Source organism: Acinetobacter sp. YH01009 (genome assembly GCF_013420765.1).
GTDB classification, from domain to species: Bacteria; Pseudomonadota; Gammaproteobacteria; order Pseudomonadales; family Moraxellaceae; genus Acinetobacter; species Acinetobacter amyesii.
The window spans coordinates 1-23,191 of the sequence record NZ_VOYE01000025.1 but is presented as its reverse complement, the minus strand read 5'-3'; the positions used below and the strand labels follow the sequence as shown (position 1 = coordinate 23,191).

At 39.1% G+C, this 23,191-nt stretch carries 26 protein-coding genes and 1 pseudogene; 16 read left to right on the top strand and 11 right to left on the bottom strand.

The features are described from left to right. Nucleotides 1–237: 237 nt before the first annotated feature. The 5 genes from FTT76_RS16690 to FTT76_RS16670 all read right to left on the bottom strand — a co-directional run bounded on the left by FTT76_RS16690 (nt 238) and on the right by FTT76_RS16670 (nt 4,422). On the bottom strand, nt 238–1,317 hold the full coding sequence (locus FTT76_RS16690; RefSeq protein WP_180007281.1) for a porin: 1,080 nt from the start codon (nt 1,315–1,317) through the stop codon (nt 238–240). A 312-nt stretch (nt 1,318–1,629) separates the two neighbouring features. Then, a complete protein-coding gene (locus FTT76_RS16685) occupies nt 1,630–2,043 on the bottom strand; it encodes an HIT family protein (RefSeq protein ID WP_180190641.1) in 414 nt (137 codons plus the stop codon). Nucleotides 2,044–2,074: 31 nt separating this feature from the next. Beyond that, entirely contained in the window at nt 2,075–2,344 is a 270-nt protein-coding gene (locus FTT76_RS16680; protein WP_180005094.1) for a YARHG domain-containing protein, read from the bottom strand. Nucleotides 2,345–2,432: 88 nt separating this feature from the next. Then, nucleotides 2,433–3,305, bottom strand: a complete 873-nt coding sequence (locus tag FTT76_RS16675) for an NAD(P)-dependent oxidoreductase (RefSeq protein ID WP_180005093.1) — start codon at nt 3,303–3,305, stop codon at nt 2,433–2,435. Nucleotides 3,306–3,327: 22 nt separating this feature from the next. After that, entirely contained in the window at nt 3,328–4,422 is a 1,095-nt protein-coding gene (locus FTT76_RS16670; RefSeq protein WP_180005092.1) for an alpha/beta fold hydrolase, read from the bottom strand. A 142-nt stretch (nt 4,423–4,564) separates the two neighbouring features. Between FTT76_RS16670 and FTT76_RS16665 the strand changes: the two genes are divergently transcribed. From FTT76_RS16665 to trpB, 10 genes are all read left to right on the top strand, one after another. Then, complete coding sequence (locus FTT76_RS16665; RefSeq protein WP_180005091.1) at nt 4,565–5,752, top strand: O-succinylhomoserine sulfhydrylase; 1,188 nt, start codon at nt 4,565–4,567, stop codon at nt 5,750–5,752. A 32-nt stretch (nt 5,753–5,784) separates the two neighbouring features. After that, nucleotides 5,785–6,114 (top strand): YbaB/EbfC family nucleoid-associated protein, encoded by a 330-nt coding sequence (locus FTT76_RS16660; protein WP_078188506.1) that lies wholly within the window; start codon nt 5,785–5,787, stop codon nt 6,112–6,114. 12 nt (nt 6,115–6,126) lie between these two features. Beyond that, the gene (gene recR, locus FTT76_RS16655) at nt 6,127–6,723 is read left to right on the top strand and encodes a recombination mediator RecR (protein ID WP_180005090.1); all 597 of its coding nucleotides are present in this window, start codon (nt 6,127–6,129) and stop codon (nt 6,721–6,723) included. Nucleotides 6,724–6,924: 201 nt separating this feature from the next. Continuing rightward, nucleotides 6,925–8,067, top strand: a complete 1,143-nt coding sequence (locus FTT76_RS16650) for an HRDC domain-containing protein (RefSeq protein WP_180007280.1) — start codon at nt 6,925–6,927, stop codon at nt 8,065–8,067. 124 nt (nt 8,068–8,191) lie between these two features. Then, entirely contained in the window at nt 8,192–8,500 is a 309-nt protein-coding gene (locus FTT76_RS16645) for a YcgL domain-containing protein (RefSeq protein WP_078188503.1), read from the top strand. A 21-nt stretch (nt 8,501–8,521) separates the two neighbouring features. Beyond that, the gene (locus FTT76_RS16640; protein WP_078193907.1) at nt 8,522–8,905 is read left to right on the top strand and encodes a hypothetical protein; all 384 of its coding nucleotides are present in this window, start codon (nt 8,522–8,524) and stop codon (nt 8,903–8,905) included. 21 nt (nt 8,906–8,926) lie between these two features. Beyond that, a complete protein-coding gene (locus FTT76_RS16635) occupies nt 8,927–9,778 on the top strand; it encodes a MoxR family ATPase (RefSeq protein WP_078188501.1) in 852 nt (283 codons plus the stop codon). Nucleotides 9,779–9,856: 78 nt separating this feature from the next. Continuing rightward, a complete protein-coding gene (locus tag FTT76_RS16630) occupies nt 9,857–10,309 on the top strand; it encodes a hypothetical protein (RefSeq protein WP_180007279.1) in 453 nt (150 codons plus the stop codon). Between the two features lie 204 nt (nt 10,310–10,513). Then, nucleotides 10,514–11,701, top strand: a complete 1,188-nt coding sequence (locus FTT76_RS16625; RefSeq protein WP_180007278.1) for a VWA domain-containing protein — start codon at nt 10,514–10,516, stop codon at nt 11,699–11,701. A 131-nt stretch (nt 11,702–11,832) separates the two neighbouring features. Next, nucleotides 11,833–13,041 (top strand): tryptophan synthase subunit beta, encoded by a 1,209-nt coding sequence (trpB, locus tag FTT76_RS16620; RefSeq protein ID WP_180007277.1) that lies wholly within the window; start codon nt 11,833–11,835, stop codon nt 13,039–13,041. A 77-nt stretch (nt 13,042–13,118) separates the two neighbouring features. Here the strand turns inward: trpB and FTT76_RS16615 are convergent, their stop codons facing one another. From FTT76_RS16615 to FTT76_RS16600, 4 genes are all read right to left on the bottom strand, one after another. Then, a complete protein-coding gene (locus FTT76_RS16615; RefSeq protein WP_180007276.1) occupies nt 13,119–13,397 on the bottom strand; it encodes a hypothetical protein in 279 nt (92 codons plus the stop codon). A 125-nt stretch (nt 13,398–13,522) separates the two neighbouring features. Next, the gene (locus tag FTT76_RS16610) at nt 13,523–13,954 is read right to left on the bottom strand and encodes a CBS domain-containing protein (protein ID WP_078193901.1); all 432 of its coding nucleotides are present in this window, start codon (nt 13,952–13,954) and stop codon (nt 13,523–13,525) included. 106 nt (nt 13,955–14,060) lie between these two features. Further along, nucleotides 14,061–14,438, bottom strand: coding sequence for a DUF2750 domain-containing protein (locus FTT76_RS16605; protein ID WP_180007275.1), 378 nt, complete (start codon nt 14,436–14,438; stop codon nt 14,061–14,063). A 139-nt stretch (nt 14,439–14,577) separates the two neighbouring features. Further along, a complete protein-coding gene (locus tag FTT76_RS16600) occupies nt 14,578–14,811 on the bottom strand; it encodes a hypothetical protein (protein ID WP_078188494.1) in 234 nt (77 codons plus the stop codon). Nucleotides 14,812–15,032: 221 nt separating this feature from the next. Here FTT76_RS16600 and FTT76_RS16595 point away from each other — a divergent pair, with 221 nt between their 5' ends. Beyond that, nucleotides 15,033–15,392, top strand: coding sequence for a hypothetical protein (locus tag FTT76_RS16595; RefSeq protein WP_111884936.1), 360 nt, complete (start codon nt 15,033–15,035; stop codon nt 15,390–15,392). A gap of 109 nt (nt 15,393–15,501) precedes the next feature. Next, nucleotides 15,502–15,825, top strand: coding sequence for a hypothetical protein (locus FTT76_RS16590; protein ID WP_078193898.1), 324 nt, complete (start codon nt 15,502–15,504; stop codon nt 15,823–15,825). Here FTT76_RS16590 and FTT76_RS16585 read toward each other — a convergent pair. Continuing rightward, the gene (locus FTT76_RS16585) at nt 15,749–17,320 is read right to left on the bottom strand and encodes a M16 family metallopeptidase (RefSeq protein ID WP_373686562.1); all 1,572 of its coding nucleotides are present in this window, start codon (nt 17,318–17,320) and stop codon (nt 15,749–15,751) included. The two genes, FTT76_RS16590 and FTT76_RS16585, sit on opposite strands and share 77 nt — an antisense overlap. A 123-nt stretch (nt 17,321–17,443) precedes the next feature. After that, nucleotides 17,444–18,757, bottom strand: a pseudogene (locus FTT76_RS16580) (M16 family metallopeptidase); the annotation flags it as partial. A gap of 250 nt (nt 18,758–19,007) precedes the next feature. On the opposite strand from FTT76_RS16580, the gene ftsY reads away from it, so the two are divergent. The 4 genes from ftsY to FTT76_RS16560 all read left to right on the top strand — a co-directional run bounded on the left by ftsY (nt 19,008) and on the right by FTT76_RS16560 (nt 22,643). Next, on the top strand, nt 19,008–20,114 hold the full coding sequence (gene ftsY / locus FTT76_RS16575) for a signal recognition particle-docking protein FtsY (protein ID WP_180007272.1): 1,107 nt from the start codon (nt 19,008–19,010) through the stop codon (nt 20,112–20,114). Between the two features lie 174 nt (nt 20,115–20,288). Continuing rightward, nucleotides 20,289–20,975, top strand: a complete 687-nt coding sequence (locus FTT76_RS16570) for a nitroreductase family protein (RefSeq protein ID WP_180007271.1) — start codon at nt 20,289–20,291, stop codon at nt 20,973–20,975. A gap of 213 nt (nt 20,976–21,188) precedes the next feature. Then, on the top strand, nt 21,189–21,782 hold the full coding sequence (locus tag FTT76_RS16565; RefSeq protein WP_180007270.1) for a nitroreductase family protein: 594 nt from the start codon (nt 21,189–21,191) through the stop codon (nt 21,780–21,782). A gap of 183 nt (nt 21,783–21,965) precedes the next feature. Continuing rightward, entirely contained in the window at nt 21,966–22,643 is a 678-nt protein-coding gene (locus tag FTT76_RS16560) for a DUF2057 domain-containing protein (RefSeq protein WP_180007383.1), read from the top strand. Nucleotides 22,644–23,191 lie beyond the last annotated feature (548 nt).

Sequence of the window (23,191 nt, the reverse complement as noted above, 5' to 3'; positions counted from 1 at the left end):
AGATCAGATTTGAGCTAGTACAGCCTTAGAAAAACCTCTGCATAACGAGTTGTATATTTGATATCTTTGTTCTTGAGTGAGATGAGTATAGTTCATGATGCAACTTTGACCGGTCGGAAGCAAAATGCGAACTCAACTTGCTTCTCTCTAATAATTTAATCTTTGTTGCTCTTCTTTTTTGAATTTAAGAGTAAAAAAGACATACCGGAGTATGTCTTTTGGGGGAGATATTGCAGCTTAGAAGTCGTAACGTAGACCAAGAGAAAGTGCAGTTGCATTTTCATCACCGATCCCTGTGATACCGTTACCGAAGCTACGACCTTCTTTCCAAGGATTGAGTTTAGAGTTTTTGTCGTTAAGCACAGTTGCTAAGTTGCCGTATACGCGTAATGTGCTATCCAACTTATGTTCTACACCCACACCGATCAAGCTTGCATTGGCATCATCAGCATCTACGTCACGGTAGAAGTATTCACCGCGTACTGAGGTTTTAGGCGTTACTTTATATTCGCCAGCTACACCGAAAACTTGCGCATCTGGGTTGGCTGTATCGTTGTCGTGTTTGGCAATTTGGTATAAGGCACCCAAGTTAAATTCTTCAGTTAATTTATATGCACCGGCAATACGGAATGCATCACGACTTGCACCACCAGCTGCGTTTGCTGCATTTTCATCATACTTTTCGTAAGCTGCTGCAAAATCAATTGGACCTTCTTTATAGGTTAGAGCAAGGTCATAGGCTTTGTTGTCATCTTTGCCTTCACCATCTGTTTCACGGTCAATTTGTGTACCTGAATGCATCGACATTGCAGCTAGTACATTGAAACCACCGCCAAATTTTGGCGATTTATATTCAATGGTGTTTTCATTACGTTCATCAAATTTTAAGTTGCCGACACGTGTTACGTTACGAACGTCACCAACCATGTCACCGAAGAAGTTCACAGGGCTACGTGCGACTTTAAATGGGCTGTCAAAACGACCTACACGTGCTTGACCATAAGTTGAACTTTTTAAACCCACGAATGTGTCACGTGTTGAAAAATCTATACCTTTGCTGTCTTGGCTACCGCTTGCAAAGTTTACTTCTTGCTCAATTTGAGCGAATACGTTGAGGTCATCATTAATTTTTTGATCTACTTTGAAGCCTAAGCGTGAAGCATTAGAAGAAAGACCAACTTCGTTGTAATCTTTACCATCATCTAGATAGTCAAGAGAGACATGTGCACGGCCATAAATTTTTACATCTGCAGCAGATGCCATCATTGGTGTAAGAATTGTTGCCCCGATTGCTAATGCACATAGAGTTTTTTTCATTTGAAGCTCCAGAAGACTTTTCCAGTCATATCAATATGTTTTATCAGTAGCTTGGCTAGAAGTAATTTCGCTATCTAATGGCGCTAAGTATTCATTACAAATAAGACAGTTCTATTAAGGAAATATTTCAAAACGGTGAAAGGTGATTTTTGGTTTAAATTGTATTTTTATTTATAAAGATTGATATTTATTAAATATTTATAGTTATTTTTAAATATTAAATTTTGCAGTTAAAATGACTTGGCACAATATTCTAAACATAAAAAAATGGAGCCGAAGCTCCATTGATCATCACTTTAAACTCAATTGGACTTAAAGTGCTGCTTTGATTTTTTCGCCAATAGCTTTAATTTTTTCCATGTCGCCCATTTGTGCGGCATGTTTACCTAATTCATGGACTGAAGTCGGAATTAGGTGGAAATGCACATGCGGAACAGTTTGACCCGCAGCAGCACCAGACAACTGCATCAATACGATACCTTTCACGTCTAAGGCTTTCTCCATTGCTTTCGCAACTTTTTGGACAATCTGAATGGTATAAGCAGCCGCTTCAGGATCTAAATCAAGTAGCGTAATAGCAGGGGTTCTAGGAATTACGAGCGTATGACCTTCGGCCTGTGGCATGACATCCATAAAAGCGAGTACTTGATCATCTTCATAGACTTTAAACGCGGGAAGTTCTCCACGTAAAATCCGAGCAAAAATATTTTGATCATCATAAGTCATTGCTAAATTCCTTGAGCGAATTGAATCGTAATTATTTACAGTTCAATTCTTTCTGACGATCTTTGATCGCGTCAAGTCGTTGTTGCTCTTTTTCTGAAAATTTAGGCTTAGTTGTGTAGCAATTGTCATTGCCAAACTTCGCTTTAGCGTCAGGATCTTTAAAGCAGAAACCTTTCGATGCATAAATCACGTCATGGTCATTTTTCAACTTTTGGCATTCTTGCTCAGATGCTAAAACAGTAGTAGAAGCCCCGATTAAAGTTACAGCACCTAGCAAAGTTGCGAGGGTAAATTTGTTCATGCGAGTTTCCTCTGTCATTTGTAACAATGTGTGTTATGACACTAGAGTACAATATGATGGTTATTTATCGTTATTCAATGGCGAGTTATTACTCAATTGTAATTTTACTCCATTTTTCATACATAATCATAGCGCTTGAAAAATCACTGTTTTCTTCAGCTTGATCACTTGCTGCTTGGATTAAGTTTTGCGTCAAAGACAGCACAGGCGCTGAAAGTTTTGCTTGTCGCACCAGATCAACAGCAATTCCCGTATCTTTTGCAAGTAATGGAAGTGCAAAGGTTAATGGGAAGCTACGATTCAGTACGCGCTGCGGTAAAACCGTTTCGGTCACATTACTTTTACCACTCGACGCATTTATACAATCGAGTGCTTCATGTAAGTCTACGCCATGCGCTTTTAAGGTGGTGAATCCTTCAGCAACTGCACAAAGATTTACAGCCATTAACATGTTGTTTACAGCTTTAACAGCAAAACCCGCACCCGGTTCACCCACATGTTTAATCAGTCTGCCAAATGTTTGGATCGCAGGTAATGCACGTTCAAAGGCTGCTGCGTCACCACCAATCATGACGGTTAATGTTCCCGTTTCAGCGCCAATGGTTTGTCCACTCACAGGGGCGTCTAAGAATGAAACGTTTTGTTGCTTTAAGGCTGAAGCGAGTTTTTTTGCAGATTCTGGCACACCGCTGGTACAGTCGACCCAAATCGAGCCTGATTTCAGCGTCACACTCGCAATTAAATTTTCAACATCTTGGCTGATGGGTAGGCAAGAAAAAATAATGTCCGCTTGTACTGCTTGTTCTAAAGCAACCGCTTGCGTACCAAATTCAGCAGCATGTTGCTCTGCCTTGGTAAAGTTTCGATTCCAGACATAAACCGTGTCGAACTGTTTTGGTAGGTGCGCTGCCATACGGGAACCCATTGCGCCCAATCCAATAAATGCAACTGACTGAATCATCTTTACTTTACCCTCTAAATTTTTATTTCAATAAACTGGATCTTTGTGTAAGCCACTGGGTCAAAGTTGGCCAAAATTGATTGGCACTTTTTTGACTCGACATCAGGCCGAGGTGACCACCGGGAATGAGAGTAAACGTGACATCTTGACTACTTGTCAATTCGCCTAAAGGACTTGCTGCATCTGCCGTAACGATTTGATCGGTAGAACCCGCGCCAATTAACAATGAACAGTGGATATTTTTTAATTGAATAACTTTATCTTTCAATTGAATAATGCCGTTTTTAAGCGGATTTTGCAGCCAAACATTGAATACCATGTCTTGGTTAATGCCACCAGGATAGTCAATCATGTGATTGAGAAAATCGCCCATGGTTGCATGTTCATACAGATCATGCAGATTATCTAAGTTGGAAAGAAATTGTTTTTGGCTTTTGAACCAACCCATTGGATCGACGATTTTAAAGCCAATCGCATTGAGCACACCCGGTGTATGGATAAAATGTTTAGGGATTTTCCCGGTGTAGACCGTATCTTGTAAATTCTTACTACGTGAAAGCAAGCGATTGGTTTTTTGAAATAACTTTCCGATACGACCTGAGGCATAGCTATCTATCGGCGCGCCCATCACCATTAGATTTTTAACATGTTCAGGTTGATGTAATGCGGTATACAGCGTGACAAAGACTCCAGCCATACTCCAACCATGTAGCGAGATGTATCGACTATCTGCATGCTGAGAAATTTGATCAATACAATGTGGAATCACATCATCAATAAACGATAGAAAATTTAAGAATCGATCTTGATAGTTCAACTTTCCCCATTCCAACAAATAGACATCAAAGCCACTGTGTTGAAAATGTTTCACCAATGAGCGATATGGATACAAATCATAAATTGCCATATTGATGGCCAGTGGTGCAACAAACACTAAGGGTTCTTTGTATTTACGATCAGGCGAAGCGTAATACCGAACTTTTGCATGTTTATATTCAGTAATTACTTCATAGGGTGTTGATTGAGAAAGGACCAGCGATTTTGCATTAAACACACGTGTAGACAGGTGTTTAATTTTCTTTTGCTGCGCTAGAAATTTCTGTTTGAAAGGGTGCATAACTGTCAATTGCCTAAGTCCTTGTAGGATTGGTCGAAGTCTAAGCGATAATTTCGTATTTTACCTTGACCTTAAATAGCTTAGACGCTCAAAATATTGGCAATTCTTCACAAAGGCAGTTCTTCGCGACTGAGTAATACAGATGAGCCAACAAGACGACATCGAATACCAATTAGAGACTTTAGCGATTCGTACAGGTCATACTCGTACTTTTGAGGGTGAACATAGCGAGCCAATTTTCCTGACTTCATCATTTGTTTGTGAAAGTGCAGCAGATGCCGCAGCAAAATTTTCAGGTCAAATTGAAGGCAATACCTATTCACGTTATACCAACCCAACTGTACAAGCTTTCGAAAAACGTTTAGCTGTTTTGGATGGTGCTGAAGCCGCGGTTGCGACAAGTTCAGGTATGGCGGGCGTACACGCGATCACTTTGGCGTATTTGAAAGCTGGCGATCATGTGGTGTGTTCACGTGCTGTCTTTGGTTCGATCATTTCTCTGTTTGAAAAATATGTCATCAAATTTGGTGTTGACGTTACTTTTGTTGATTTGGAAGATTTAGATGCTTGGAAACAAGCGATTCGTCCAACTACACGCCTATTGTTTATTGAAACACCGTCAAACCCATTAGCTCAAGTAGGTGATTTACAAGCCATTGCTGATATTGCACATGCGCATGGGGCATTATTTGCAGTCGATAATACCTTCTGTACACCAGTGTTACAGCAACCGATTAAATTTGGTGCGGACCTCGTGATCTATTCATCAACAAAATATATTGATGGTCAAGGTCGTGCGCTCGGTGGTGCAGTTGTTGGTAGTGCAAAATTGATGGAAGAGATTACAGGTGTTATTCGTACACTGGGTAACTCGATGAGTCCATTCAATGCATGGATCTTCCTGAAAGGCCTAGAAACTTTAAGCTTACGTATGAAAGCCCACTGTGCAAGTGCTCAAACTTTAGCTGAATGGTTAGATTCACACCCGAAAGTTGAAAAAGTGTACTATGCGGGACTTCCAAATCACGAAGGTCATGAGTTGGCGAAAAAGCAACAAAAAGGCTTTGGCGGAGTTGTATCGTTTGTTGTGAAAGGCGAACGTGAAGGCGCTTGGACAGTGATTGATAATACTAAGTTCCTTTCTATTACAAGTAACTTGGGTGATGTAAAGTCAACAATTACCCATCCTGCAACGACTTCTCATGGCAGAATGTCAGCAGAAGCGAAAAAAGCAGCAGGGATTAGCGAAGGTTTAATTCGCGTATCTGTTGGTTTAGAAGATATTAATGATATTATTCGCGATCTTTCACGCGGTTTAGATCTTATCTAAAGTGAATTCATCAGTTTTGTTCGGAGATTTTTATGAACATTAATATGCTCATGCAGCAAGCTCAACGCATGCAAAAAGAAGTTGAGAGCAACATTAAAAAAGCCAAGGAAGAGCTTGCACAAGTTGAAGTTCACGCTGAAGCAGGTGGTGGTCTGGTTAAAGTTACTATGACTGCACGTCATGTAGTGAAACGTATCGAAATCAATCCTGAACTACTTCAAGATGATGCAGATATGATTGAAGACTTAATTGCAGCAGCAATGAATGATGCTTCACGTCAAGCTGAAGTAATTTCAGAAGAAAAACTGAAATCTGCAAACTCTGGTATGGGTCTTCCACCAGGTCTTTCAGGTTTATTCTAAGGAATACGTTGAATGTTTAGTGATCGTTTTGATCAACTTGTACAGGCATTGCGTATTTTGCCAAGCGTTGGGCCAAAGTCGGCTCAACGTATGGCACTGCACTTAATCATGAAAAATAGGGAAGGCGCTGTTGGTTTGGCACATGCCTTGACTGAAGCAACCAACTATATTCATGAATGTACAATTTGCCATTCATTGACTGAAGATGAAGTGTGCAACATATGCGTCTCGTCAGAACGTGATGATCAACTGCTTTGTGTGGTTGAATCTCCCGCAGATGTCATGGCAATCGAGCAAAGTGGCAGTTTTAGAGGGAAATATCATGTATTGGGTGGACATTTGTCGCCACTCGATGGTATTGGCCCAGACGAAATTGGTATCCCATATTTAATTCAACGATTAAGTGATGGTAAAGTGCAGGAAGTGATCTTGGCGACCAATGCAACGGTAGAAGGTCAAGCGACAGCACATTATTTGGTTGAAGCGACCAAGCATTTACCAATACAAATGACCCGTATTGCACAGGGTGTACCACAGGGTGGTGAGCTTGAATATGTGGATAGTCATACTTTAAGTCAGGCCGTGCATAACCGAATGCGAATGAAGTAACTATAGAGCGAAACTCGTTTCGCTTTGTATAAAATTCACCTAATTATTTATACTTAATAACGATTAAAGTTTTTGTTAATAATGAATAAAAAAGCCAAATAAAGAAAATAAGTCACTAAAATAACGTTTTTCCTTATAGATAAATAATATATATCAGTTAATATAAGCTCATAGAGCATCTAAAATTAGACTCAGCAACTTATGTATCAATTCATTCAAAATCAGCCAGATTTAAATTCTGTTTTAAATCTTATGGACCAAAGCTCGATTTACGGACTCGACACCGAGTTTATAAAAGTAGATACCCTGTGGCCCAAACTTGGACTTTTCCAAATTAATGTACAAAATCAGGTGTATTTACTTGATGGTACAACCCTCGATTTAAGCCAATTCTGGCAAAAATTATTTGCGGCTCAGCAAAACATTTTTCATGCTTGTAGTGAAGATATCGACCTGATTTATCACTATGCACAGCATAAGTCTTTAGAAAATGTCTTTGATACACAAGTTGGGATGTCATTTTTAGGGCATGGCTTACAAGTCAGCTATCAAAATGCCTTAAAAACTATGCTCGATGTAGATATAGATAAAGATCAGACACGTTCAGATTGGTTGGCTCGTCCACTCAGTGCCGAGCAATTGAACTATGCAGCGAATGATGTACATTATTTAATGAATTTAAGCCAAACGATTCAAAATGAGTTGGCTGCGAAAAGTTTATTAAATTGTGTGCTTGAGGACTGCAAAAATTTAACTTATGAAATTGGCACTGAAACGCCGATCCATTTGCTGTATCACGATATTGGTAATTATCGACATTCACGTCGTCAGCTCATGCAAATTCAGCAATTGGCCGTTTGGCGTGAGCAAATGGTGAAAGCCTTAAATCAGCCACGTAGCTTTATTCTTAAAAACTCAACCATCATTGATATGGTAGAAAAGAATCCAAAAAATAATTTTCAATTGAGTGCGGTGAAAGACATTCGTCCGAACATTGTGCGTGAGCATGGTAAAATTATTTTAGATTTGTTGAAGTTTTTACCTGAACAAGCTGAATGGCCGCTGCGTATGGCACGTCCAATTCGTCACTCTTCTCAGGATATTGGTTCACGCGTCGATACCGTTATTCAGCGTGCAGTACAAGAAACCTCTGTGCCTAAAGAAGTTTTAATGCGCAAAAAATGGTTAAATGCTTTGTATCAGCATGTGGTTTTTCATAATGATGAACAAGATTTACCGAGTTATTTGTTGGGCTGGCGCTATGATTTGCTGACGAAGCCTTTAATTGAAGTGCTGCATGCCGATGAAAGCTATCTTTCTGGTCAAATGAAAGTGTTGGAATAAGTTCTGATTGATTAAAGAACTATCACTTATACAAATTCACGACTGATGCGTTAATAAACACTAATGTATCAGTCTTTTTTTTGATGTATCCTTTGCCTTGCGTTTAATGAGTATTGATTCAATTATGTACTGTTCTATCTACAAATCGAGCAAAAAAGATGAAATGTATCTTTATATTGCTCGTCCTGAAGTTAATGAAAACGAAACTGAAGCGACAGATCCGCTTGCAGTAATGCCTGATGCTTTACGTACAGCATTTGGTCGTGCCACATTTGTCATGGATCTAGAACTCAGTGAATCACGCAAACTTGCACGTGTGAACGTATTGCATGTATTAGATTCAATTGAAACAAAAGGGTTCTTTATTCAAATGCCTCCAGAAGGTTTAATTGACCCAAATGCAGTTGAGCCAGAAGGCTTGCGCGGCGCTTAAGTTAATTCAGGAGTTGTGAAAATGAATGGTGTAGTATCGGTATTGGACTCAATTCCTGAAAGCAGTATTGCAATTACGGTTTACCTAGGTGGGGCTGTAATTGCTTTGTTGTGTTGGTATGGGCTGATGAAGCGCTTACCCAAAACGATCGGTGCCATTGGTTGGCTTATCGTATTTGCTATTTTATTAACACCAACCGTTTCTGAAGGTTCAAATGCAGCAATCGCACCTGCGATTTTTGGTTTGATTTTTGGTGTATTAACAAAAGATCAGCCATTGGTTTGGTTGAATCTATCGTTGATTCTCTTTGTGGTGGGTATTGGTTTAGTCCTCGGTTATTTTTGGACCAAATACAATGCAGCGAAACCACAGCACGTTGTAAACAAGAAAATTTCACCGCTTTAAATAAAAAAATAAGGTTATGTCATGTCTGTTGAAACTCAACAATTTACTGGTACAGATCAATATATTGCGACCGATAGCTTAAAACTTGCAGTAAAAGCTGCACGTTCATTGCAAAAGCCACTTTTGGTTAAAGGTGAGCCGGGGACAGGTAAAACACTTTTAGCCGAACAAGTGGCTGAAAGTTTAGGCCTTAAGCTCATTACTTGGCATATCAAATCGACGACCAAGGCTCAACAAGGTTTGTACGAGTATGACGCCGTATCCCGTCTGCGTGATAGTCAGTTGGGCGATGACCGTGTTTATGACATCAAAAACTATATTAAGCCGGGTAAACTTTGGGAAGCATTCACCAGTGAAGAACGTTGTGTACTTCTAATTGACGAGATTGATAAAGCAGATATCGAATTCCCTAATGATTTGCTGCATGAACTCGATAAAATGTCATTCTTTGTGTACGAGACAGGTGAAACGATTACGGCAACACAACGTCCAATCGTGATCATTACTTCAAATAATGAAAAAGAACTTCCAGATGCCTTTTTGCGTCGTTGTTTCTTCCATTATATTGAATTCCCTGATGAAGCAACCATGCGTGAAATCATCGATGTGCATTTTGAAAATATTTCAAATACCTTGGTTTCTGAAGCACTGCAAATTTTCTTTAAATTACGTCAAGTTCCGGGTTTAAAGAAACCGCCTTCAACTTCTGAGTTGATTGATTGGTTGAGTTTGCTGATGGCTGATGATATGCCAGAAGATATTTTACGCAACACAGATAAATCAAAATCAATTCCACCGCTTTATGGTGCCTTGATTAAGAACGAACAAGATGTGCAATTGCTTGAGCGTCTAGCATTTATGTCACGTCGTTAATTGATATTAATTCTTTAAAAGATTTAAAAGCCGGTTATCCGGCTTTTATTTTGAGCATTAAAAATATAAAGGTGAATTATGCAGACAAGCGCATACTTATCTCAAGTACACATAGCTGTAACTAAGAGATTAAAGCCGACCGTACTCTTGTTGGCTGCGAGCTTGTATTTATCTGGGTATAGCTATGCGATGGATGATGCTCAGTTTGAACAGCAGCATCAACAGCTACTCCAGGATGCGTATTGGGCGCAAGTTGCAGAACATCAACTTAAAGAAAAGCTCATTGATCAATCAGATCATCTCGCAGCTCAAACGACCATTCAACAAAAGGCCTGTGCTGCAACTGTACTCGAGCTGAAATACTATGATTTTGTGATCTTGAATCTAAATGACTTTAACCGCTATAGAAACCATCAAGGTTTTCATAAAATCGTATCCATTGAAAAGTTGCAGCAGGATCGTCTCGATGTTCAGCGCAAATATGAAACTCTTAAAAAATCACTTAAAGAAAGAAATGCGACTTGCGAATAAATCATGCCGTTTGTGTTTCTTTGGGTAGGTAGGGCAACGTATATGAACACACAGTAAAAGCTTTTGGCTTTACTTGTAGGAATCAATTTTTCATAATGGTGGATGTAAAGGCAAGACTCAGTTGCAGATGAAATAACAAGATCACATGCATTCACACTGGATTTGACCTCCTGATATTTAATTTTTATTGGATTTTATTCGCCTATGTTTGTGCGATTGTTTTATACCCTTCGAAAATACGGTGTTCCTGTTTCAACTCGTGAATTGATTGACTTGAACCAAGCAGTGGCAGCAGGGCTGGTCTTTGCAGATCAAAATGAATTTTATCAGCTTGCAAAAACCGTCATGGTCAAAGATGAACGTTACTTTGATAAGTTCGACCGTGCAATGAAGGACTATTTTGACGGTATTGCCACCTTTGATTTGGATGAGCTATTAAATCAGGTACATAAACTGCCAAAGGATTGGTTTGACCTTGAGCTAATCGAAAAGCATTTAACACCAGAACAACGAGAAGAATTAAAAAAAGCTGGTTCATTAGAAGAATTGATGAAAATGCTCGAAGAGCGTTTACGCGAGCAGCATAAAAAGCATCAGGGTGGTAATCGAATGATTGGTACGGGCGGTACCTCGCCCTTTGGTGCCTATGGTGACCATCCTGAAGGCGTGCGTATCGGTGGGCCTGGTCGTAAACGATCTGCGGTGAAAGTTTGGGAACAACGTCAATACCGAAACCTAGATGATGAGCAGATTCTCGGCAGTCGTCAGATGCAGATGGCATTGCGTCGTTTGCGTAAATTTGCCCGTCAAGGTGCAGCAGATGAGCTTGACATTGATGGAACCATTCGTGAAACAGCCAAGCAAGGCATTTTGGATGTACAGCTTGTTCCAGAACGACGTAACCGCATTAAAGTGTTGATGCTGTTTGATGTTGGGGGATCGATGGATTCACATATTGCCCAATGCGAGAAGCTCTTTACCGCTGCAAAAACTGAATTTAAAACCTTAGAGTATTTCTATTTCCATAACTGTTTATATGACTATGTGTGGAAAGACAATATTCGCCGTTCAAGCACGCGTATGAATACATGGGATCTATTCAATACCTATGGGCGAGATTACCGTGTTATCGTTGTCGGTGATGCAAGTATGGCACCGTATGAGTTGAACTCGGTAGGTGGATCTGTGGAATATATGAATGATGAAGCGGGTCAGGTGTGGTTACAGCGTTTACGTAATCATTTTGATAAAACAGCGTGGTTAAACCCAGAAGAAGAAAGTTATTGGCATTACACCCAAACCATTGCTGCGATTAAACAAATCTTTGAAGATCATATGTTCCCAATGACCCTAAAAGGTGTGGAAGATATGACGAAATATTTAGCGCGCTAAAGCGTTAAAAACGATACTTTTTCTTATCAATGATGTTTATATTACTTACTCCAATTTTGCATTGTTTCTTATTTTCAAAATTGGATAGTATTTAAAAGTCTTTGTTCTGCATACAACATGAAGGAAATATGATGGATCATCAAATTAATGGTATCGCATTACCTAATGAAGAAGGTTTCTTCGGTGAATACGGTGGGCAGTTCATTCCACCAGATTTAAAACAGGCAATGGATGACATTAATGTTGCTTATGAGCAAATTCGTCATACAGAAGAATTTCAAAATGAATTGAAAGAGTTGTTTGCACACTATGTTGGACGTCCTAGTCCATTGTTTTATGCAAAGCGCTTGTCTGAAAAATTAGGTGGAGCACAAATCTACCTGAAACGTGAAGATCTCAACCATACTGGCGCACATAAAATTAACCACTGCCTTGGCGAAGCTTTGTTAGCAAAATACATGGGTAAAACCAAAGTGATCGCAGAAACTGGTGCAGGTCAGCATGGTGTGGCATTAGCAACGGCTTGTGCCTTGGTGGGTATTCCATGTGAAATTCACATGGGGCAAGTGGATATTGAAAAAGAACATCCAAACGTGGTGAAAATGAAGATTTTAGGTGCCAACCTAATCTCTGTTACTCGTGGTACAGCTACGCTCAAAGATGCAGTAGATAGCGCATTTGAAGAATATTTAAAAGATCCAACCAATTTTATTTATGCGATTGGTTCAGTGGTTGGTCCACATCCATTCCCGAAAATGGTTCGTGACTTCCAGTCAATTATTGGTGATGAAATTAAAGTTCAGACCAACGAGCGTTTTGGTGCAAATCCTGACTATGTGGTTGCATGTGTGGGTGGTGGATCCAATGCCGTTGGTGCATTTACAGCATTCCTCAATGACACCGATGTTAAACTTGTGGGTGTAGAGCCGGCTGGTCATGGCTTAGATACCAATATGCACTCTGCGACGTTGACATTGGGTAAGCCAAGTCAAATTCATGGCATGGCATGTTATGTCCTTGAAGATGAACAGGGTGAACCATTACCAGTGCATTCAATTGCATCAGGTTTGGATTATCCTGGAGTGGGACCACAACATAGCTTGTTAAAAGACCTAGGTCGTGTTGAATATACAACAGCGACAGATCAAGAATGTTTAGATGCATTCATGACGCTTTCACGTGTGGAAGGTATTGTTCCTGCACTAGAAAGTTCACATGCTGTTGCATGGGCAATTCGTGAAGCGCCAAAACTTGCTAAAGATGTGAAGATTGTTGTTAACGTTTCAGGCCGTGGCGATAAAGACTCAGACTATGTGGCTGAAAAATTAGGTTTAAATTAATTATTGCCATTAAAAAAGACTAAGTTGCTCATCATCTGTTGATGGTGCAAAAATCTTTTGCAGTTGTATAGCCTGATCTATATTCGAAGTATCCCAGTTTTTAACTGGGATATTTTTTTTGACTTTTTATAAAAAGTGTGGTCAAAGCTTGATGTAATTAGAATTAACTCAGGATGTAGTGCATAAATAATTGCCTTTGCATCTAAAATTTCAGCGACAGCAGAAGCAATCTCCAAATTAATCGTACGTCGGTGGTATTGCAGCAGTTCATCGTCTTTCATAGAAACCATCAAGCGTTCCAATTCTAAAATGATGGCATCAAGGTGGGCTAATTTATCTAAAGCAGGTTTCAACATAATAAATGAAATTGAGAAAAGTAATTAATTTGTATTGTGTATGTCATTACATTTGGTGAATTATATGAAAAATTTTGATTTCTAGATTCCCCCCTTAAACTTTATTAAGGGGGGAGTTATTGAGTTTAGCCTGAAATATATTGTTGAAGTTGTTCGATCAGTTTGCGTTGATCATCCATTGCTGCTTTTACAAGGTCGCCGATGGAGATTAAGCCAGTTAATTTCTGTTCCTCAACGACAGGTAAATGACGTAAATGGCGATCTGTCATAAGCTCTAAACATTCTTCGACAGTCGCTGCACTTGTCACGGTGATTACGCTCCCAGTCATAATTTCGCTGACAGAGGTATCGAAAGATGTTCTTTCCATCAGGGCGATTTTACGTGTGTAATCACGCTCAGACAAAATACCAACGACTGTGCCTTCATGGGTCACAACGAGGGCACCAATGCCTTTTTGTGCCATCAGGGAAATGGCTTCGAGTACAGTCGCATCTGGAGTGATGGTGTAGATTTCTTGATAAGCTTTGTCTTTAAGTACTTGGGCAACTGTAGTCATATTTTCATTCCTTTATAGTAGTTTTTGTTTAATTTAAATTAGCGCGAAATTCGAAAAAAGCAAATACTTTTCAGTGCATGTTGGGGTCAAACATGCACTGAGGGTTTTATGCCATTTGAATCTTATTTTGGTTAAAAAAGAATAAACGCATTTGCGAGGTTGTGAGCTTGAGACGGATGTGACTTGAGCTATGCAACGCAGGGATGACTTTAAGGCGTGTTAATGTCGGTAATAGCGATGCCTCAAAATCTTGTGGTGTAATGCGTCGTGGAGTGTAGTTGGGCCAATGCTTTTTGGCATATTTATGCGCTTGAATGCCATTTAACCAAAACGGGAAGATAATATGATCTTGATCGCTGGTCATTGCCCAACCTTGTTGGTGGTAGAGACCCCAAAGGACTCCACAGTACATCATGGTTTTTAAAATACTAATTTTGAAAAATAAATCTTTTGGAATAGGTTTATATTGCTTTAATTTAGACATCATATGCAGCGTGTTGTTGATGTTGCTCCTATTGTAGGAAATTCTTATGAAAAAGCTGTGTAAGCTTTGAACTTGATTGTAAGAATTTATGTAGTTAAAAGTTGAAGGGTGTAAAAAACGCCACCTTAGTGACGTTTTGTTATGCTTGCAAGGTGGCCATGTTCTGCCAATATTGCGCTTTGAGTGAGTCACGTTCTACGCGGAAGCCTTGATAATAAAGTTCAGCCAAAAATAACGCTGCTTTACCATGTCCAGCACGAGCTGCATCTTCCAATTCATGAACTGCATCGCTGAAGTTCATTTGAGATTGAATTGTGTTTACCGCATTTGCGTATACATGTTCGAGTTCATGTTGAGAGAATTGTTGAATCATATTTAACTCCTTATTCTAATTATGATCATTAAGGGCCCATTCTTTAGCCCTATTAACTAATTTAACTAAGTATTATTAAACTAATATTACAATTATCTTGAATTGTCAACTATTCACGTAAATATTTCTAATTTGCTATAGTTTACATGATTAAACAATGGACAATTGTTTTCGTGAGTAAAATACTATCATAAGAAGTTGTAGATAATAAGGAGAAGTAAATGACAAGAGTTTTAGACGGTTTAACTTTAGATTATCCTCCGACATTAGCGCAAATTGTGGAGTTGGCACATCTACATCGTCGCAATCTTGATGAAGCAATTTTTCATCAAGAAATTCATTTAGGGGATTTTGGTTTGGCACAGCGCAAACGTGTATATGATTTCACACGGGATTTAGATAAGGCACAGCGCTTAGAATTTTACAATGCATATAATGGCGAATTACTCAAAATCGCCGATGATGATGATTTACATCCTGCGCATGCAGAAGGTGGAATGAGTATTTTTGCAGTATTTATCGTTTTGGCGATTATTGCATTAATTCTTTATTTTGCGGTGATACGTACCATTATTCATTAAATTGTTTAGCTAACTCACAGACTGAAAAGGTGAACTGATGCAGTTTTAAGCGCTGTGACTTGAACTTCTTGAACGTCAGCCATACACTACTTTGAACCTGAGGTAGTGTATGACTATTGATTTAGAAAAAATTATTCAATTCAAATCTAAAATACAGCTTGAGCAAATTTATAATATCTTTGTTTCAGTCATGATCGTGGTGATTTTGGTATTGGCTGTGATTGCCTTATATCGTCCTATTTCTGTACAGCAATACCAAAACGTGTCACGACTTGCGTTGCAGCAAAGTTATCCTGAAACACAGGAAATGGCGATGCTGCTGAGACAGCAAGATCGCATTCGTGTGGGTGCTTATCTTAAATTGATGCATGCTTATCAGATGGAGTCTGTGCGAGCACATCAACTTCCGGCTTTGGCAGAGGAACAGCTTTAGTTGTAGGGATTATCTTGGTTGGAGCTGCTTGTACATTCTTCTCCAATATCTGCTGTACTTCATTTTTATCTAAGGTTTTGCTCACCACAATCACAGTTATATTTTCAGGGTGCATGTAAGTACGAACCGCATTTTGTACATCAGTTACAGTTATTTTTTCCAATAATTTAGGGTACTGTGTCAAATAATCTGGGTCTTGTTGATAAAAGCCCAATAGACCAAGCTGTGCATTGATCGTTGCATTACTGCTGTAATTATTTGGAAAAGCACGCAGCATGCCTGCTTTGGTTTCTTCCATTTGTTTTTGATCAATAGGCATTTTGACAAAATCATTAAAAGCCTTGTGTGCCACTCGAATACTATCTATTAGCTGATCTTGACGTGTTCCATAGCTAAAGCTAAAGATACCAGGTGCTTGGCTAAAGCTAAATGCACTATAGGCACCATAAGTATAGCCACGTTTAACGCGAAGCTCTTGCATGAGGACCGAGTTAAAACCACCACCGCCAAACATTCGATTGGCTACTTCTAAGGCTAATCGATCTTTGTTATCGCGTGTCGTTCCTAAATGTCCAAATATGACGTTGGCTTGGGTGGAATTGTAGGGAAGATGGATAATATCAAAGCCTTGTTTTTCTTCTGGTTGTGCAAGTGCCTTGGCTTTTTCGCCTTGCTTTAAGTTTCCAGAAATACGTTCTGCAAGGTTTTGTGCTTCTTTTTTGCTGAGTTTGCCTGTAATGGCTATATTTAAGTTTTGAGCAACTAAAAATTGATCACGAAACTTTTTTAAAATGTCTGGGGTGATTTTTTTGATACTGCCATTGGTTCCCGTAATCGGTTCTGCATAAGGATGTGTGCCGTATACAGCCCGATAGAAACGAATATTCATTAAGCGACTTGGGCTTTCTTGGAGTTGTTTTTGACCAGCTTGGTTATTGCTGAGTGCTAAGTTTAGACTGGAGTTTTTAAAAGTCGCATTTTTAATCACGTCCATCATCATACTTAAAGCAGGTTCTAATTTTTTAGGGTCTGATAATACGCGCAGCCGAACGACAAACATATCTCGATGTGCTTGTACGCTAAATTGAGCACCTGTTTGGTCAAAAACCGAGGCAATTTGCGTTGCATTGTATTTTTCTGTGCCTTCATCGATTAAACGTGCAGCCATGTTGGCAACACCATACAAGCCTTTTCCGACTTCTTCATCACGAGCAGAACCTGCATTAAAGGTCAGTTGAATATCCACCATAGGTAGATCTTGTGACTCAACAAACAGGCTATTTACGCCATTTCGGTTTTTCAGCACTTGAACAAGTGGAGCACGGTAGTCTTTATCAATCTGTAAATTCTTTAAACTTTGCAGCATGGGGATAGATTGTAATTGGCTCGGATTATCGTTGAGGTCAGGAACATTTTCCGTATATGTTTCTGCATGGAGGATTGAGCCAAACGCAGTGAGTAAGCTTAGGGATAAAATTTTCGTAATAGTCATCACTAATCCTTACAAGACGCTATCTGTGTTTTGGGTTGAGCTGATTTGTTGCTCTGGAATAACAACTTCCGTTTGAGCGGATTTTACTGTTTGATCTGCTTTATTTGAGGTTGTTGGAACCTCCGTCTGTTCTGGAAGTAGATACATGGTGCTTAAATTTTCTCGGACAAAATACGCATTGGCGACACGTTGAATATCCTGTGCGCTGACGTTTTCATATAATTTTGGTAATTCGTCCATTAGCCTGAAACTGAGCCCATTGACTTCTAAGTTACCGATAGTCTTGGCTTGGCTGCTGATGTCATCTTGGTTATAGACTAAATTGGAGACAAAACGTGTGGTGATACGTTCAACTTCAGGTGTTTTGACTAATTCTGTTTTTAAAGTGTCGATTTCATCTTGTATAGCTTTTTGCGCTTGTTCCATTTTGACGCCATCGGCAGGGAGTGCTGAAATGGTAAACAAGCTGTCTCCACGATTGTATGGATCATAAGAAACGCTTACAGCCGTGAGTAATTTTCTATCTCGTACCAGTTTGTCTTGTAGGCGAGATGAGATCCCACTGTCTAAAATATTGCGAATAATATTGAGTGCATAAGCATCTTGTGGATTTTTTGCGGTAGCCAGTGAGCGTACATTCCACGCCATATACAAATTGGGCACTTGTACGGGCAAATTTAGTTCCATGTGACGATAGCCCACACGTTCGAATTCCATCACATCGTTACGATCAGGTGTTTTACGTGATGGAATATCACCAAAGTATTTTTGAACTTGACGTATTGCTGCTTCGGCATCGACATCACCGACAATCACCAAAATGGCGTTGTTTGGGGTATACCAATCTTTATACCACTGTTTTAAATCTGCTAATTTGATGTTTTGCAGATTTTTCATGTGTCCAATGACGGGTTGACGATAGTGACTGGTTGGGTAAGAGATCCATTTGAAACGTTCATAAGCCAAAGAACGAGGGTTATCATCTGTACGCTGTCTGCGTTCTTCCATAACCACTTTAATTTCAGGCTCGAAATCTTGTTGTTGCAATCGTAAATTACTCATACGATCCGCTTCGAGCTCCAGCGCCATAGGAAAATAGGCTTTTGGATACAACTGATAATAATTGGTGTAATTGGTAAAGGTTGCAGCGTTGATGCTGCCGCCATAGATACGGCTGAGACGTGTAAATTCATCATTAGGAACTTTGGTGGTTCCTTTAAACATCATATGTTCGAGCGCGTGGGAGATCCCTAATAGATTGCCCGACTCATCACTACTGCCAACACGATACCAAATATGGGTCATTACCATCGGCGCACGGTGGTCTTCACGGATAATGACCTTTAAGCCATTTTTAAGTGTGGTTTCAAAGGTGCTACGTGTTAATTGGGTACGTGTGTCTGCATGTAGATGAGTTGCAGACCAAAGGCAACTGCTAATGACACAGATAGGAAGCGCAGAGCGAAATAAAGTTTTAAAAAGACAAGGAGAAAATCTGTTTTTATGGGACACAAAGGAATCCATTAAAATGCATTTTATAGCTATCTAGTTTTCCTAAAGTTAATTTTGATTGCAAGTTCAACATGTTGTTTTTTAGTGTGCTTCGCTCTGACAGGCGTGTAGCGACTCAATTTAAGATAACTTATGATAGAATCGGTTTTTTTAACGCAGTGCTTTTCAAGGATTCGGCATGCAACAGCAATCTCATGGGCAGAATAAATTTTTGATTGATGCTGATATCGGTGATGACGATGTCACGCTACCGAGTTTACCTGCGGTAAATGTGCCGATTATCGAGACACCGAAAGTGCAGCAAGAAGTTGCTGCACCATTACAAGAAACAGAGTCAGAAACTGAAGATTCGAAGGTGAAAGGCGGCTTCTTTAGTCGTATGAAAGAAGGTCTAGCAAAGTCACGTAAGAACTTGGCAGACGGCATGGTGAATATCCTGATCGGTGGGAAGGAAATTGACGATGAACTTTTAGAGGAAGTTGAAGAGCAACTTTTGGTTGCTGACATTGGTGTCGATGCAACCAAAACGATTATTGCGAACTTAACTGAACGTACTGAACGTGGCGATTTAATCTATTCGCACTCTTTATATAAAGCGCTTCAAGAAGAACTGGTGGCATTACTTGCACCACGTGTTAAACCGCTACATATCGACAGCAATAAAAATCCGTATGTGATTTTGGTTGTTGGTGTAAATGGTGTGGGTAAAACCACCACGATTGGTAAATTAGCGAAACGCTTACAAGGTGAAGGTAAAAAAGTAATGTTGGCTGCTGGTGATACATTCCGTGCAGCAGCCACAGAACAATTACAAATTTGGGGCGAACGCAATAATATTGCCGTTGTGGCGCAAGGTCATGGTGCAGATTCTGCATCTGTTATTTTTGATGCATTTGAAAGTGCTCGTGCAAAAGGCGTAGATGTGCTGATTGCAGACACTGCAGGTCGTTTACACAACAAAGGACACCTCATGCAAGAGTTGTCTAAAGTAAAACGTGTAATGCAAAAAATTGATGCTACAGCTCCGCATGAAGTGATGTTAGTGGTAGATGCAGGCACAGGTCAAAATGCCATTAACCAAGTTGAAATGTTTGACGAGGCAGTAGGGCTTACAGGTCTAACTATTACTAAGCTTGATGGTACAGCAAAAGGTGGTGTGTTATTTAATATTGCAAGCCGGACCCATGTGCCAATTCGTTTTATTGGTGTAGGTGAGAAAATTGATGACTTGCGTCCATTCTCAGCAAAATCATTTGTCGCAGCATTATTTGAAACTGATAAATAAAATGCGTTAAATGTCACATAAACTCCGCAAAATGCGGAGTTTTTTGTTTTTGAGCTTACTGATTGATTTAAAAAGCAACATGTGAATAAATCATAGTCAAAATTCAGCCTGATATACCCTTAGAATAAGTAAGGAATTATTGTTATATATAAAAATTGCTTTGGGGTGTTTAGGGTGGCGTTACTCGATAAAATTGGTCATGTATTGACTGCGGATATCACTAAAGATTTTAAATTAAAAAAGAAAACTACCGAACAAGAAGTAGAAGCGTCATTTGTCGACCAACTAAAGAAACGTCGTAGTATCTACAAGCTTGGAAAGAAGGTGCATTACAGTCAGGCTTATTTGGCGGAACTGATTCAAGAATCCGTAAGAAGCTGTCCATCTGCATATAATTCGCAAAGCACACGTATTGTGGTTTTATTTGGCGAATCTCATCAAAAATTTTGGGACATTGTAAAAGACGTACAACGCAAGAATGTTGCGAGTTATATTTTTGAAGGTGTGGCGCTCAAAATAGATCAGTGTGCAGCTGGCCTGGGAACTGTACTTTTCTATGAAGATCAAGTTGTGATTCAACAATTACAAAAGAAAGTGCCATTAAGTGCAGAAGATTTTCCAGTGTGGTCGGAGCAAACGTCTGGCATGGCGCAATTCGCAGTATGGACTTCGATCGCAGATGCAGGTTTAGGCGCATGTTTACAACACTATAATCCACACATTGATTATGCCGTTGCCGAACACTTTGATATTTCAAAACAATGGCTGCTTCGTGCGCAGTTAGTCTTTGGTTCAATTGAAGGTCAAGCGCCTGAACGTTTAGAACTCGAAGATCAAGATCAGTTTAGAATTTATGAGTAATTTCTATGTTCTGTAAGTTGCTTTGATCTCTGCATTCTAAATCAGTGAAACCAAAATCTGAATGTAAGTGAGTTGTAGGTATTTAGATGCTTATAACTGATTGTTCTAGAAATAAGACACAATGTTGTAAATATAGTCATGCAACTGTTAAAAACATCACCTATTATAAATCACAACTTAGTAAGCTAATTGAAAATAAAAAGAGGTCTTGTAATGTCATTCTTGAATCAAATCGAACAACGTCGCACAATCTATTCTATTGGTAATAACGTGAGTTTATCGCAAGATGAAATTGAGCAAACCATTAAAAATGCTGTACGTTTAAGTCCATCATCATTTAACTCTCAAACATCTCGTGTTGTTATTCTGTTTGGTGATGCACATCAAAAATTCTGGAATATCGTACGTGAAACTTTACGTAAAATTGTACCTGCAGATGCATTTGAAGGAACCAATGGCAAGATTAATAGTTTTGCAGCAGGTTTTGGTACAGCATTATTTTATGAAGATCAGGCTGTAGTAAAAGCACTCCAAGAACAATTTGCACTTTATGCAGATAATTTCCCAGTATGGTCTGAACACTCAACGGCGATTGCTCAATTTGCTACTTGGACGGCATTGGCTGAAAAAAATATCGGTGCATCATTGCAACATTACAATCCAATTGTTGATGCTGAAACAGCTGCGGCATTTGATGTGCCAGATCAATGGAAACTACGTGCACAGCTTGTTTTTGGTTCGATTGAAGCGCCTGCAGGTGAAAAAACCTTTATTGCAGATGAAGAACGATTCAAAACTTTCAAGTAATGATGGTGTGATGAATTAAAAAAGGATGCTTTAAGCATCCTTTTTTTATATGCAAAATTCTTGAATGAATATCTAAATAATGTCTTGAAACTAAATATACAGTGATTGTTAGATGTCATAAGATTGTCACATATGCATTGCATAGTGCAATCGAAACTAAATAATTGATAAAGAGTGATAATGATGACTTTAAGATTAACTGTTGCAGCTACAGCGCTGATGTTAAGTAGTGCAGGATTTGCAGCTGTAACTTTGACTGTTCCGGAAGAAATCAAAATAGTTGCAGTTAATGATCAAGAAGTTACAGGTGGTTTATTTCGATCTACAGAGAAATATAAGCTAGATGCAGGTGAAAACCTATTAACTGTACGTTATAGCGAATTTTTTCAACATGCTGATAATTCCCACGATATATTAAAGTCAGGTGTTGCTGCTATTCGTACTCCAGCACTGATTGATGGTCAAGAGTATCGTTTGGGTCTAGTCAATGCACCAAAAGATTTTGATGCTGCGCAAAAATATAAAGACCAACCGATATTTGGTTTGTATGACAAATCTAATCAATTACTTGTGCAGCAAGCTGGGGCAAAGAAAGAACAAAAAACGATTTTCTCCAATGGTATTTTGGGTAATGCTGTAGATTTTACGAAGAAAGACGCTGTGCCAGAAAATCAACCGGCACCTATTTATGCACAATCCGTAACAGTAAAGCCGGCGAACGTAGTATCTCCTGTAGCTGCTCCAAAAAATGTGACTATTAATGAAAATGGGGCAGATCAACAATTAATTCAGCTTTGGCAGAAGGCTAGTAAAGCTGAACGACAAAAATTCATGAGTTGGTTGGCTGAGCAAGCAAACTAAAGCCACTTTCATAACTTCATTGGTTTTCTTAAAATTCGTATTATTCGAAAAGTCCGTTGAAATACGGGCTTTTTAGATTGAAGAATATAAAAATTACCAAGAATTATAAAATTCGTCTTTCATAAGGCAAAATATGTGGATATATTGATCTTTAAATAAGCAATAAATTGCATTTAGTTTAAAAAATACACACTCAAGCACAATATCATAGAAATTTCTATGATAGGGGCTTGTGTTTGTTTTGAAACTCTATAGAATACGCTGCATACCAACGCAGACAGCGATAAACGTAAGTTTTTAAGTTGTTTGATGTTGTTTTCTTATTTGCTGACGAAGCATTAAGAAGATCATTAAGAGATTATGAAGAACAACTTGTGTGGATTTTTACTAGTTGATTGATCGAAATTATTTTCATTGATTGATGGTAGAAATTACTCGAAGTTTATTTGAGCAAATTTTTGTCAGTAATTGATGAGCCAAGATTGGTACCCTTTAAGGTACTATTGATTTTAAACTGAAGAGTTTGATCATGGCTCAGATTGAACGCT

Coding starts and splice junctions, on each gene's coding strand:
- FTT76_RS16690 (WP_180007281.1), bottom strand. CDS start 1,317: ATGAAAAAAACTCTATGTGCATTAGCAATCGGGGCAACAATTCTTACA.
- FTT76_RS16685 (WP_180190641.1), bottom strand. CDS start 2,043: ATGACTTATGATGATCAAAATATTTTTGCTCGGATTTTACGTGGAGAA.
- FTT76_RS16680 (WP_180005094.1), bottom strand. CDS start 2,344: ATGAACAAATTTACCCTCGCAACTTTGCTAGGTGCTGTAACTTTAATC.
- FTT76_RS16675 (WP_180005093.1), bottom strand. CDS start 3,305: ATGATTCAGTCAGTTGCATTTATTGGATTGGGCGCAATGGGTTCCCGT.
- FTT76_RS16670 (WP_180005092.1), bottom strand. CDS start 4,422: ATGCACCCTTTCAAACAGAAATTTCTAGCGCAGCAAAAGAAAATTAAA.
- FTT76_RS16665 (WP_180005091.1), top strand. CDS start 4,565: ATGAGCCAACAAGACGACATCGAATACCAATTAGAGACTTTAGCGATT.
- FTT76_RS16660 (WP_078188506.1), top strand. CDS start 5,785: ATGAACATTAATATGCTCATGCAGCAAGCTCAACGCATGCAAAAAGAA.
- recR (WP_180005090.1), top strand. CDS start 6,127: ATGTTTAGTGATCGTTTTGATCAACTTGTACAGGCATTGCGTATTTTG.
- FTT76_RS16650 (WP_180007280.1), top strand. CDS start 6,925: ATGTATCAATTCATTCAAAATCAGCCAGATTTAAATTCTGTTTTAAAT.
- FTT76_RS16645 (WP_078188503.1), top strand. CDS start 8,192: ATGTACTGTTCTATCTACAAATCGAGCAAAAAAGATGAAATGTATCTT.
- FTT76_RS16640 (WP_078193907.1), top strand. CDS start 8,522: ATGAATGGTGTAGTATCGGTATTGGACTCAATTCCTGAAAGCAGTATT.
- FTT76_RS16635 (WP_078188501.1), top strand. CDS start 8,927: ATGTCTGTTGAAACTCAACAATTTACTGGTACAGATCAATATATTGCG.
- FTT76_RS16630 (WP_180007279.1), top strand. CDS start 9,857: ATGCAGACAAGCGCATACTTATCTCAAGTACACATAGCTGTAACTAAG.
- FTT76_RS16625 (WP_180007278.1), top strand. CDS start 10,514: ATGTTTGTGCGATTGTTTTATACCCTTCGAAAATACGGTGTTCCTGTT.
- trpB (WP_180007277.1), top strand. CDS start 11,833: ATGGATCATCAAATTAATGGTATCGCATTACCTAATGAAGAAGGTTTC.
- FTT76_RS16615 (WP_180007276.1), bottom strand. CDS start 13,397: ATGTTGAAACCTGCTTTAGATAAATTAGCCCACCTTGATGCCATCATT.
- FTT76_RS16610 (WP_078193901.1), bottom strand. CDS start 13,954: ATGACTACAGTTGCCCAAGTACTTAAAGACAAAGCTTATCAAGAAATC.
- FTT76_RS16605 (WP_180007275.1), bottom strand. CDS start 14,438: ATGTCTAAATTAAAGCAATATAAACCTATTCCAAAAGATTTATTTTTC.
- FTT76_RS16600 (WP_078188494.1), bottom strand. CDS start 14,811: ATGATTCAACAATTCTCTCAACATGAACTCGAACATGTATACGCAAAT.
- FTT76_RS16595 (WP_111884936.1), top strand. CDS start 15,033: ATGACAAGAGTTTTAGACGGTTTAACTTTAGATTATCCTCCGACATTA.
- FTT76_RS16590 (WP_078193898.1), top strand. CDS start 15,502: ATGACTATTGATTTAGAAAAAATTATTCAATTCAAATCTAAAATACAG.
- ftsY (WP_180007272.1), top strand. CDS start 19,008: ATGCAACAGCAATCTCATGGGCAGAATAAATTTTTGATTGATGCTGAT.
- FTT76_RS16565 (WP_180007270.1), top strand. CDS start 21,189: ATGTCATTCTTGAATCAAATCGAACAACGTCGCACAATCTATTCTATT.
- FTT76_RS16560 (WP_180007383.1), top strand. CDS start 21,966: ATGACTTTAAGATTAACTGTTGCAGCTACAGCGCTGATGTTAAGTAGT.